The sequence below is a fragment of the Thauera phenylacetica B4P genome (assembly GCF_000310225.1).
GTDB classification, from domain to species: Bacteria; Pseudomonadota; Gammaproteobacteria; order Burkholderiales; family Rhodocyclaceae; genus Thauera; species Thauera phenylacetica.
Genome location: NZ_AMXF01000121.1, coordinates 1 through 12,182 on the forward strand (window position 1 = coordinate 1; position 12,182 = coordinate 12,182).

Sequence of the window (12,182 nt, forward strand, 5' to 3'; positions counted from 1 at the left end):
TGCAACGCTGGGAAGGCGATCATCGCGCGGCCGACGCCGCGGCGGTGGCGGCGCCCGAGATCGCGCCGCCCTCGCCCACGCGCGGCTGGCGCCTGTGCGCGATCTACCCGCACCTCAAGGACAGCTACTGGCTGGCGGTGAACTTCGGCATGACCGAGGAGGCGCGCGCGCTCGGCCTCGGCCTGGGGGTGCGCGAGGCCGGCGGCTACGCGCAGCTCGCCCGCCAGCGCGCGCGCGTGGCGGAGTGCCTGGCGGATGCGGCGGTCGATGCGCTGCTGATCGGCACCGTCAGCCGCGCCGGGCTCAACGAACTGCTCGCGCCGCAGCTCGAGCGCCGGCTCGTGCTCGGGGTGGTGAACGACATCGACCCGCAGGTGGTGCGCGCACGCATCGCCGTGCCCTGGTACCAGCTCGGCTGGACGATCGGGCGCTGGCTCGCCGAGCGCCACCCCGCCGGCGCCCCCGCCGCGCGCATCGCGTGGATCCCCGGCCCGGCGGATGCCGACTGGGTGGGCTTCATCGACCGCGGCTTCCGCGCCGGCATCGCGGGCAGCGCGGTGCGCATCGTCGCCGAGCGCCACGGCGACACCGGCCGCGCCATCCAGCGCCGGCTGGTCGAGGCGGTGCTCGACGAGCAGCCGCAGCTCGACTACCTGGTCGGCAACGCCCCCATGGCCGAGGCCGCGATCGCCGAGCTGCGCCGGCGCGGGTGCGAGGGCTCGACGGCGATCGTGTCCTCCTACCTCACCCCGGCGGTCCATGGCGGCATCCTGCGCGGCCGCATCCTCGCCGCGGTCACCGACTTCCCGGTGCTGCAGGGCCGGCTGGCGGTGCGCCAGGCCTTGCGGGCGCTGGAGGGCCAGCCCATCGAGCCCTACCTCGGCCCGAGCGTCGAGCTGGTGGACAAGCGCTCGCTGGCGCGCTTCCCGGCGCAGTGGATGCTGCCGCCGGCGGGCTTCGTGCCGGTCTACGAGATCGCGCCGGGCAGACGTTGAGTCGGGGACGACCTGCAGGCGCCGGAGCAAGCTGCCTCAATACAGCGCTTCGTTGCCGAGGTGGCCGCAGCCGGTGTATTCGACCGGCGGGCCCGCGCGTGTCACGGCGAGCGCCGCGCCAAAGCCATGCACCGTGCCGGTCGACACATCGCGACAGATCTGACGAAAGAGCCGCAGGCGCAGCGTCGCGGATTCGGTGGCGCCGGCGAGTACGGCCTCCGCGCGATCCGGGCGCCCGACGGGCCAGCGCCAGGACAATGGGAGCGGCGGCATGTTCAGGGACTCGCCGCCTTCGCCGCTGAAGCGCACCGCCTGGCGGTCCGACTCCAGGCGCCAGGACGGCGCATTGCCATGCGCGGCGAGGCCGAGTGCACTCGTCGGGCAGGCCAGGTCGCGCCCCGCACGGTTCAGCCGCTCGAGCTGCAGCTCACCGTCGCGCCGCTCGCCCCAGGCCTCGAGGTAGATCGCGCCGCGCGTATCGAAGCCGGCATCGGTGATGGCCGCGGTGATCACCGACTCCGCCGAGACGTCGCGGGCATCGAAGGGCTTGCCGCCGCCGCAGGGGGCGAACCGAAGCTTGCCGGCGTCGCGCCGCAGCGTGCCGCGGAAGAGCGTGCGCGGCACGGTCAGGCGCGCCGCATCGGCACCCCGATCGCGCACGAGGGCAAGGTCCTGCCGCGTTGCGATGGGCTGCTCGCTGCGGTCGAGCAGCACCAGGCGGTCGGCGCCGGCGCGCCGAAAGCTCGACCGGCGGGCGTCGTCGTGGGGCTCGATGCGCACGGTCTCCCCCGCGCCGGCGTCGATTCGGCTCCAGGGGCCGATGTACTCCTCGCCGCGATCCCCGGAGGGGGTGCCCAGATGGACGCGCGTCATCCGATACACCAGCGGCAAGCCGCCCTGCCCCATCGTGTACAAGGTGAGGCTGGTGCGGATGCCGGCGCAATCGGCGCACGGCAGCGTGCCCACATAGGGTCCGTCCGCCACCGGCCCCTGGGAGGTGGCGTGCGCGGCGGGCCCTGTCAACGCCAGACAGGCGAGCGCAGGCGCCGCCCCGATCCGAAAGCGCCGCCTGCGCATCAGGGTTTGCGCAGCACTTCGGTCGAGCCCATGCGCACGTCGCCGCCCGCGTTCTTGAGCATCAGCACATGCGCGCCCATGAAGCTGGTATCGACCACTTCGGCGCCCTGCGTGAAGAGGTCGCCGAGGCGGGCGCTGATCGTGCGCGCCATGTCGCTGGTGCAGGCACGCCGCGTGCTGGAGACCTTGGCCTTCAGCAGGCCCTGGTCGAAGCTGTACGAGCCCTTGAAATCGTTGCAGCCGTCGAAGCCGGTTACCGCCTTGGCGCGGGTGTCGAAGACCACCACCGCGGGCGGGGTCATGCCCTCGACCTTGGTGTCGCCGGTGTTGATCACGGTCCAGCTGCCGTCCATCTTCCCGAGCGCGCCGGGGTCGCTGCCGTCGATCTTGGTGAACGGCGTCATGCCCTTGCCCGAGCAGGCGGCGAGCAGGGCCGCGACGGCGAGGACGGCGAGGGAACGGGCAGTGTTGGCGGTGTTCATGTTTGCGGTTTCTCCGTTTGGTGATGGATGGGTGACCGTGGCGCGACCGAACAATCCTCCGAGCATCGGTCTGTGCCCGAGGAGCATGTACCCAATATAGGTAATCCAGCGGGATTTTTCCGGGAAAGCTCATCTCGCCACGGGGGATGGACGCGAAAGCAGGCAGAATCTGCACGACGCGTGCCGCCGCAACGGACTGCCGGCCGATCATCCCCCGACGCGCGTGTTGCGGGGGTGCGCTCTCCGCTCTCCACTCCCCGCTTTCCGTTCCCTGCTTTCCGTTCCCCGCCCCGATGAGCCTGCCTGCCGACCCGCCTGCCCGCATCGCCCGCTGGATCCGCGAGGCCGACGGCCTGATCGTCGCCGCCGGGGCGGGCATGGGGGTGGACTCGGGCCTGCCGGACTTTCGGGGCAGCGCGGGCTTCTGGCGTGCCTATCCGGCGCTCGGGCGCGCCCGCCTGCGTTTCGAGGAGATCGCCAATCCGGCCGCGTTCGAACGCGATCCGGCGCTCGCCTGGGGGTTCTACGGACATCGCCTGGCGCTGTACCGGCGCACCGTGCCGCATCGGGGCTTCGCGCTGCTGCGCGAGATCGCGGCGGGGCTGCCTGCCGGCGCCTTCGTCTTCACGTCGAACGTGGATGGGCAGTTCCAGAAGGCGGGCTTTGCGGAGGCGCGGATCATGGAGGTGCACGGCTCCATCCACCATCTGCAGTGCCAGCGCGCCTGCCGTGGCGAGGTGTGGCCTGCTGGGGATTTCGAGCCGCAGGTGGACGAGGAGGCCTGCAGGCTGCTCGGCGAGCCCCCGCGCTGCCCGCATTGCGGCGGCATCGCGCGACCGAACATCCTGATGTTCGGCGACTGGGGGTGGATTGCACGGCGCACCGAGGTGCAGGAGGCGGCGCTCGTCGCGTGGCTGGAGCGCGTCCGCCGGCCGGTGGTGATCGAGCTCGGCGCGGGCGAGAACGTGCCGACCGTACGCCGCTTCGCCGAGTCGATCAGCGGTCGGCTGGCGCGCATCAACCCGCAGTCCGAGCGGACGATCCTCGCTGGCGCCGTCCACCTGCGCTGCGGCGCGCTCGAAGGCATCGCCGCCATCCACAGCGCCTTGGCCGAGCACCGCTGACCCGCCACATTCCCTGCGCCGGTTTCATGTAGGAGCGCCGGCAGGCGCGAATGCGGCGTTGGAGATTTCGACGCGCGTCGATCGCCCGACCGCCCGATTCGCGCCTGCCGGCGCTCCTACAGGTGCGTGCGGAGGCGCCGCGGCCGAGGTCAACGCGCGCCGATCACCGATCGCCCGTTTCCGGACCAAACCTGGGCCTGCTTCCGCGCCGAACCCGCGCCGGTTTCCGCGCTGAACCTGCGCCGGTTTCATGTAGGAGCGCCGGCAGGCGCGAATGCGGCGTTGGAGATCTCGACGCACGTCGAGTGCGCGACCGCCCAATTCGCGCCTGCCGGCGCTCCTACATTTTCCCGACGCGGTATACACGCGCCTCGTAGGGCGCGAGGTCGAGCGCGTGCGTCGCGGGGTGCGGTTCGACCGCGCGGTTGGCGAGCAGCAGGCGCTCGTGGCGAAGCACCACGCCGGGGTGATCGAAGCGCGCCGGCTTCGCGCTCAGGTTGACGATCACCGCGATGCGCTCGCCGTCGAGCCGGCGCTGGTAGGCGAAGATCTGTGCGTCGTCCTTCATCAGCAGGCGGTAGTCGCCGTGCACCAGCACCGGTTCGGCCTTGCGCAGCGCGATCAGGCGGCGGTAGTGGTTGAGCACCGAGGCCGGGTCGTGGCGCTGCTGGGCGACGTTGATGCGGCGGTGGTTGGGATTGACCGCCAGCCACGGCCGCCCGCGGGTGAAGCCAGCCTGCGGGCCGTCGTCCCACTGCATCGGCGTGCGCGCCGGGTCGCGGCCGGTGAGGACGAGGTCGGCGATGATCGGGCGCTCGTCCTCGCCCGCCAGGCGGCGCTGGGCGTAGTCGTTCCTGGCCAGCACGTCGTCGAAGTCCTCGATGCGCTCGAAGACGCCGCTGGTCATGCCGATCTCCTGGCCCTGGTAGATGAAGGGCGTGCCCTCCATCAGGAAGTACATGGTCGCCAGCGCCGTCGCGCTCTCGCGCCACAGCGCGCCGGTGTCGCCCCACTTGGAGACGACGCGCGGGATGTCGTGGTTCTCGAGGAAGAGCGCGTTCCAGCCCTTGCCGTGCAGCGCGTGCTGCCAGCGCGACAGGACCTTCTTGAGCGCGACCACGTCGAGCGGCGCGCCCGGCGCGCGCGACCACAGGGCGAGGTGCTCGAACTGGAAGATCATGTCGAGCCGGCCGCGGTCGGCGCCCACCCACTCCACCGCCTCGCGCGGGCCGACGCCGTTGGCCTCGCCCACCGTCATCACGTCGTAGCGGCGGAAGGTCTCGCGGCAGAGCTCGTCGATGGTGTCGAGCACGCCGTCGACGTTCATGTGCATCGGGAAGGACGGCACCCAGGGCATCCCGTGCGGATTGGGCAGGTCGGGCAGGCCGGGCATCTTGCGGATGTGGCTGACCGCGTCGAGGCGGAAGCCGTCTATGCCCTTGTCCAGCCACCAGCGCACGATGTCGTGGAAGGCCGCGCGCATCTCGGGGTTGGTCCAGTCGAGGTCGGGCTGGCGGCGGGTGAACAGGTGCAGGTAGTACTGTCCGGTGGCCGGGTCCCGCGTCCACGCGGGGCCACGGAAGATGCTCTCCCAGTTGTTGGGCGGACGGCCGTCGCGGCCCTCGCGCCAGATGTACCAGTCGCGCCGGGGGTTGTCGGTCGAGGCGCGCGACTCGAGGAACCAGGGGTGCTCGTCACTGGTGTGGTTGAGCACCAGGTCAAGGATCAGCTTCATGCCGCGGCGGTGGACTTCGGCGAGCAGGCGATCGAAGTCTTCCATGGTGCCGAAGGTCGGCAGGATCTTGCGGTAGTCGCGGATGTCGTAGCCGTTGTCGTCGTTTGGGGAGTCGAAGATCGGGCAGATCCAGATCACGTCGATGCCCAGCCACTGCAGGTAGTCGAGCCGCGTGAGGACGCCGCGCAGGTCGCCGATGCCGTCGCCGTCGCTGTCCATGAAGCTGCGCGGATAGAGCTGATAGGCGACGGCGGATTTCCACCAGGGGGTCGCGTGCGTCGTGGCGGATGGCGCGGGGGCAGTGGCAGCAGTAGAGGACATGATCGAACCGCGCTGGCAGGTTGTCGGGGATGGCGCGTTCGATTGTAGGCCTGCGTGCGCCGGATGACGACGCGGCGCGGACCGACGCGCCGCATTCGCGCCTTGCGGCGCTCCTGCACGATGCGTCACGCCCCGGCGCAATGTAGGAGCGGCGCCAGCCGCGAAAGCGGCCGTGCAGCCGGCGACGTGGTCGCGGGCGATCGACGCCGTGTTCGCGCCTTGCGGCGCTCCTACGGCGCCGCCGGGAGCCGTGCGTGGTTTCATGTAGGAGCGCCGCAAGGCGCGAACACCGCGGTGAAGATCGGTCGGGGCAGAACCGGCGCGCCCGCCGACCGATCCGATTCGGCAGCCTTCAAGGTGTGGCGGCGCGTGGCAGAATTGGCACGACATGAACCTCCTCTCCGCCCCCTACCCTCGCCTGGTCGCCGACATCGGCGGCACCAACGCCCGCTTCGCCATCATCGCGGCACCGGGTGCCGCACCGACGCAGCTGCGCTCACTCCGCTGCGCCGAGCACGCCGGTCCCGAGGCGGCGGTGCGGGCGTGGCTCGAGGATACCGGCGCCCAGTTGCCCGACTTCGCCGCCTTCGGCATCGCCACCCCGATCGAGTGCGATGCGGTGGCGATGACCAATCATCCCTGGCGCTTCTCCATCGGTGCGCTTCGCGCCGCGCTCGGCCTGCGCCGGCTGACCGTGGTGAACGACTTCACCGCGCTCGCGCTCTCGCTGCCCGCGCTCGGCGACGGCGACCTGCTCAGTGTCGGTGGTGGAGAGCCCCGTGCCGGCGCCGCACGCGCCCTGATCGGCGCCGGCACCGGGCTCGGCGTGTCGGGGCTGCTTCCGGCGCCGGATGGCTGGGTTCCGCTGCAGGGCGAAGGCGGGCATGTGACGCTGCCGGCCTGCAACGCACGCGAGGCCGCGGTCGTCGCCTGGCTCGGCGCACGCCATGGCCATGTCTCGGCCGAACGGGTGCTCTCCGGCCCGGGTCTGGTCGCGCTTCACGATGCCTTGCGTGCGCTCGACGGTGCACCGTCCGTCGAGCGCACGCCGGCGGAGATCAGCGATCACGCGCGGGCCGGCGGCTGCCGCCATTGTCTCGAGGCGCTGGAGCTCTTCTGCGCGCTGCTCGGCACGGTCGCGGGCGATCTCGCGCTCACACTGGGCGCGCGCGGCGGACTTTATATCGGCGGCGGGATCGTGCCGCGACTTGGAGATTTCTTCCCGCGCTCCGGCTTCCGCGAGCGCTTCCTCGCCAAGGGCCGCTTCCGCCCCTGGCTCGAGCGTGTCCCGACCTGGGTGATCCTCGCCCCCCATGCCGCCCTCATCGGCGCCTCGGCGGCGCTGGATCGCGCGATCGAGGTTGGCTTCACGTCCCTCGCCGAGCCGGAGGCCCTGTAGGAGCGCCGCAAGGCGCGAACACGGCGTCGATCGCCCGCGACCACGTCGCCCCCCTGCGGCTGCTTTCGCGGCTCGCGCCGCTCCTACATTGCGCCGGGGCGTGACGCATCCCGTAGGAGCGCCGCAAGGCGCGAACACGGCGTCGATCGCCCGCGACCACATCGCCGGCTGCACGGCCGCTTTCGCGGCTGGCGCCGCTCCTACATTGCGCCGGGGCGTGACGCATCGTGTAGGAGCGCCGCAAGGCGCGAACACGGCGTCGATCGCCCGCGACCATGTCGCCGGCTGCACGGCCGCTTTCGCGGCTGGCGCCGCTCCTACATTGCGCCGGGGCGTGACGCATCGTGTAGGAGCGCCGCAAGGCGCGAACACGGCGTCGATCGCCCGCGACCACGTCGCCCCCCTGCGGCCGCTTTCGCGGCTGGCGCCGCTCCTGCACGGGCTGCGGGTGCGTGGTGGGGGTTGCTGCGCGCGGGCGGCTTCGGGGGTGATCCGTTGCAGCGCAAAACCCGCGAAAGTTTTATCCTTGGGGCTGTCGGGCCGGTTTCGCTGCGACGCAACGAAGAAAAGCCCCGGCACTCGAACCGGAGAGGCGCAAATGCGCGGCGAAAGGCAGGCCGGCAAGGCAATTACGCGAGCGAGCGTTGCGGCAACCCCCTTGAATGCGATGGACCCGGAACTGGCCCGGCTGGGCGGCGGGTCGCTGCAGTCCTTGCTGGAGGCGGGCCATCCCGATCCCTTCGCGCTGCTCGGCGCACATGCGGTCGCGGGTGGAGTGGTGCTGCGCGCGCTGCTGCCTGGTGCGCAGGCGGTCGCGGTGCTCGACATCGACGGCCGTCCGCTCCTCGAGCTCCAGCCCCAGGACGATTCCCCCCTCTTCATCGGCGCGCTCCCGGCACGCTCGCTGCCGCTGCGCTACCGCCTGCACGTGCGCTGGGACGGCGGCGGCGAGACTCGCTTCGACGACGCCTACCGCTTCGGCCCGCTGATCGAGGATCTCGACGTCTGGCTGCTCGCCGAGGGCAGCCATCACCGCCCCTACGAGTGGCTGGGCGCGCACCCGGTGACGGTCGACGGGGTGGCCGGCACGCGCTTCGCCGTCTGGGCGCCCAACGCGCGCCGGGTGTCGGTGGTCGGCGGCTTCAACGCCTGGGACGGGCGCCGCCACATGATGCGGCACCGCCGCGAGTGCGGCGTGTGGGAGATCTTCCTGCCCGGCATCGGCGAGGGCGAGCTCTACAAGTACGAGGTCCTCGGCGCCGACGGCGTCGTCCGCCTCAAGGCCGACCCCTTCGCCTTCCGCGCCGAGTTGCGTCCGCACACCGCCTCGGTGGTGCAGCGCCTGCTGCCCGGGCTGCCGATCGACGAGGCGCGCCGGCGCGCCAACGCGCTCGACGCGCCAATCAGCATCTACGAGGTGCATCTCGGCTCCTGGCAGCACAAGGAGGACGGCGGCTGGCTGTCCTACCGCGAGCTCGCCGAGCGCCTCGTGCCCTACGCGGTCGAGCTCGGCTTCACCCACCTCGAGCTGCTGCCGGTGCACGAGCACCCCTTCGACGGCTCCTGGGGCTACCAGCCCACCGGGCTGTACGCGCCGAGCGTGCGCTTCGGCACCCCGGAAGATTTCCGTGCCTTCACCGACGCGGCGCGCGCGGCCGGGCTGGGGGTGATCCTCGACTGGGTGCCGGCGCACTTCCCGAGCGACGCGCACGGCCTGGCCGAGTTCGACGGCACCCACCTGTACGAGCACGCCGACCCGCGCGAGGGCTTCCACCAGGACTGGAACACGCTGATCTACAACTACGGCCGCGCCGAGGTGCGCAACTACCTCGCCAGCAACGCGCTGTACTGGATCGAGCGCTTCGGCGCCGACGGCCTGCGCGTGGATGCGGTGGCCTCGATGCTGTACCGAGACTACAGCCGCAAGGCCGGCGAGTGGGTGCCGAACCGTTTCGGCGGGCGCGAGAACCTGGAGGCGATCGACTTTCTGCGCCGCATGAACCACCTCGTCGGCACGCAGCGCCCCGAGGCGATCACGCTCGCGGAGGAATCCACCGCCTTCCCCGGCGTCAGCCGCCCGCCCTCGCCCGACCTGCAGGGCGGCGGCCTGGGCTTCCACTACAAGTGGAACATGGGCTGGATGAACGACCTGCTGGCCTACCTGGCGCGCGACCCGGTGCACCGCAGGCACCACCACGACCAGCTGCGCTTCTCGCTGGTGTATGCCTTCAGCGAGAACTTCGTGCTGCCGCTATCGCACGACGAGGTGGTGCACGGCAAGGGCTCGCTGCTCGCCAAGATGCCCGGCGACGACTGGCAGAAGTTCGCCAACCTGCGCCTGCTCTACGGCTACATGTGGGCGCATCCGGGCAAGAAGCTGCTCTTCATGGGCTGCGAGTTCGCGCCGTGGACCGAATGGAACGCCGACGCCAGCCTGCCCTGGGCGCTGCTCGCGCAGCCTGCGCACGCCGGCATGCAGCGCCTGGTGCGCGACCTCAACCGCGTGCTGCGCAGCCATCCGGCGCTGTACGAGCTGGACACGGCGAGCGCGGGCTTCCGCTGGATCTCCCACGACGACGCGGCGCACTCGGTGCTGGTCTTCGAGCGCCGCGCGCGCGACGGCCGCGGCGTGGTGGTGGTGTGCAACTTCACCCCGGTGGTGCGCGAGGGCTGGCGCATCGGCGTGCCGGTTGCGGGCGTCTGGCGCGAGCTGATCAACACGGACGACGCGGTGTATGGCGGCTCGGGTGTCACCAACGGCACGCTGCAAGCCGAGTCGGTGCCCTGGCAGGGCGAGGCGCAATCGATGGTGCTGCGCCTGCCGCCGCTGGGCGTGGCGATGTTCGTGCGCGAGGATTGAGACGCCTGGACGCACGGCCCACGAGATCGCCGCGATGAGCGCCCCGCTCCCCGACTCCCTCCCGACCCGCCGGCACGAGTCCGCCCCTGACGGCGAGTGCCTCGGCGCGGCCGCGGATCGGGCCGCCCTGGCGGCGGATCGCATCCCCCCGGCCGGCGCGAAATGCGCCCCGGCCCTGCGTCCCGGACAGCCGTGGCCGCTCGGCGCCAGCCTGGCCGAGGACGCCGGCGAGGCCGGGGTAAATTTCGCCGTGTGGGCGCCGGACGCCGAAGCGATCGAGCTCTGCCTCTTCGATGCCGCCGGCTGCGAGGAACGCCAGCGCCTGAGGCTGCCGGCCTGCAGCGAGGGCGTCTGGCACGGCTTCCTGCCCGCCGGCGCGACCGGCCTGGTGTATGGCCTGCGCGCCCACGGCCCGTGGGCGCCGCAGCGCGGGCACTGGTTCAACCCGGCCAAGCTGCTGCTCGACCCCTGGGCGCAGGAGGTGGTGGGCAGCTACGGCAACCAGGGGCCGGGCGCGGCCGACGACGCGGCGCTGGCGGCAAGGCTGGCCGCGTTCCGCGCCGCCCGCGACGACGATCCGCACCTGCCAGACCTGCGCGACAACGCCGTCTTCGCCCCCAAGGCACGCGTGCCTGTCCCCGAGGCACGCGTGCCCGTCCCCATGGCGACGGCCGGACGCCCTTCCCGCCCCCGCATCCCGCGCGATCGCACGGTGCTCTACGAGGCCCACGTGCGCGCGCTGACGATGCGCCACCCCGACCTCCCGCCGGCGCTGCGCGGCAGCTATGCGGCCCTCGCCCACCCGGTGATGCTCGAGCACTACCGCGCGCTCGGCATCACCACGCTGAGCCTGCTGCCGCTGCACTTTCGCGCCGACGAGGCGGCGCTGCAGCGGCGCGGCCTCGCCAACCACTGGGGCTACGCGCCCGCAGCCTGGCTCGCGCCCGAGCCGCGCTACTGGAGCGGCCGCCCCGGCACCACCCCGGCCGACGAGCTCGCCGAGGCGATCGACGCCCTGCACGCCGCCGGCTTCGAGGTGGTGCTCGACGTGGTCTTCAACCACACCGCCGAGCTCGACGCCGACGGGCCGCTGCTGTCGCTGCGCGGGCTGGCCAACGTGCGCGCCTACCACCTCGACCCGCAGGACCCCGCGCGCTACCGCGACTGGAGCGGCTGCGGCAACGCGGTGAACCTGGGCGAGCCGCGCCTGGTCGAGCTGGTCATGGGCGCGCTGCGCCACTGGGCCACGCGCTACCGCGTGGACGGCTTCCGCCTCGATCTTGCGGTGACCACCGGGCGCGACCGCCACGGCCACTTCGATGCCGGCGCAGCGCTCTTCGCCGCCATCGCCGGCGACCCGCTGCTCGCCCGCCTGAAGTGGATCGGGGAGCCCTGGGACCTGGGCCCGGACGGCTACCGGCTGGGCGGGTTCGCGCCCGGCTGGATGGAATGGAACGACCGCTTCCGCGACACGATGCGCGCCTGGTGGCTGTGCGCAGCCGGCGACCGCGGCGCGTTCGCCCACCGCTTCGCGGGCTCGGCGGCGGAGTTCGACCACGACCGCCGCGCCCCCACCGCCAGCATCAACTTCCTGTGCGCGCACGACGGCTTCGGGTTGCGCGACCTGGTGAGCCACGACCACCGCCACAACGCGGCCAACGGCGAGCACAACCGCGACGGCCATGCGCACAACCACTCGTGGAACTGCGGCGTGGAAGGCCCGAGCGACGACCCCGCCGTGCTCGCCCTGCGCGCCCGCCTGCAGCGTGCCCTGCTCGCCAGCCTGCTGCTCGCCCAGGGCACGCCGATGCTGCTCGCCGGCGACGAGCTAGGCCACAGCCAGGGCGGCAACAACAACGCCTACTGCCAGGACAACGAGACGACCTGGCTGGACTGGGCGGGGGCCGACCGCGCGCTGCTCGCCTGCGTGCAGAGGCTGCTCGCCCTGCGCGCCGCCCACCCCGCGCTGCGCCAGGCCGCCTGGCTGCGCGGCCCGGAGCACGGCGAGGCGGCGAGCGTGCGCTGGCTGCACCCCGACGGCACCGCGCTGTACGCGTCCGACTGGAACGACCCGTGCGAGCGTGCGCTGGCGATCGTGCTGCACCCGCCCGGGCACGCGTCGCGCACGGCCGGGCACGGGGTCGCGCCACTCGCCGCCACGTCGTCGCCGGATGCCGCCGCGCCCGCGC

At 72.3% G+C, this 12,182-nt stretch carries 8 protein-coding genes; 5 read left to right on the forward strand and 3 right to left on the reverse strand.

The genetic code is table 11. From position 1 onward, the window contains the following. Positions 1-995, forward strand: a 995-nt coding sequence (gene torT / locus C667_RS14460; protein WP_004367124.1) for a TMAO reductase system periplasmic protein TorT, incomplete at its 5' end; no start/stop codon positions are given. 36 nt (positions 996-1,031) lie between these two features. Here torT and C667_RS14465 read toward each other — a convergent pair. Both C667_RS14465 and C667_RS14470 read right to left on the reverse strand, forming a co-directional pair. Further along, positions 1,032-1,979, reverse strand: coding sequence for a copper resistance protein NlpE N-terminal domain-containing protein (locus C667_RS14465; RefSeq protein ID WP_157302345.1), 948 nt, complete (start codon positions 1,977-1,979; stop codon positions 1,032-1,034). Positions 1,980-2,071: 92 nt separating this feature from the next. Beyond that, positions 2,072-2,554 (reverse strand): META domain-containing protein, encoded by a 483-nt coding sequence (locus C667_RS14470; RefSeq protein ID WP_004367128.1) that lies wholly within the window; start codon positions 2,552-2,554, stop codon positions 2,072-2,074. Between the two features lie 293 nt (positions 2,555-2,847). On the opposite strand from C667_RS14470, the gene C667_RS14475 reads away from it, so the two are divergent. Further along, the gene (locus C667_RS14475; protein WP_004367130.1) at positions 2,848-3,678 is read left to right on the forward strand and encodes an SIR2 family NAD-dependent protein deacylase; all 831 of its coding nucleotides are present in this window, start codon (positions 2,848-2,850) and stop codon (positions 3,676-3,678) included. A gap of 340 nt (positions 3,679-4,018) precedes the next feature. Here C667_RS14475 and C667_RS14480 read toward each other — a convergent pair whose 3' ends face one another. Next, positions 4,019-5,734 carry a glycoside hydrolase family 13 protein gene (locus tag C667_RS14480; RefSeq protein WP_083881329.1) on the reverse strand — a complete coding sequence of 572 codons (1,716 nt, stop codon included), beginning with the start codon at positions 5,732-5,734 and terminating at the stop codon, positions 4,019-4,021. Between the two features lie 388 nt (positions 5,735-6,122). On the opposite strand from C667_RS14480, the gene C667_RS14485 reads away from it, so the two are divergent. The 3 genes from C667_RS14485 to glgX all read left to right on the forward strand — a co-directional run. Then, a complete protein-coding gene (locus C667_RS14485) occupies positions 6,123-7,133 on the forward strand; it encodes a glucokinase (protein ID WP_004367135.1) in 1,011 nt (336 codons plus the stop codon). 667 nt (positions 7,134-7,800) lie between these two features. Continuing rightward, a complete protein-coding gene (gene glgB, locus C667_RS14490) occupies positions 7,801-9,993 on the forward strand; it encodes a 1,4-alpha-glucan branching protein GlgB (protein ID WP_004367138.1) in 2,193 nt (730 codons plus the stop codon). 34 nt (positions 9,994-10,027) lie between these two features. After that, the coding region (gene glgX / locus C667_RS14495) for a glycogen debranching protein GlgX (RefSeq protein ID WP_004367139.1) at positions 10,028-12,182 on the forward strand (2,155 nt) is incomplete at its 3' end.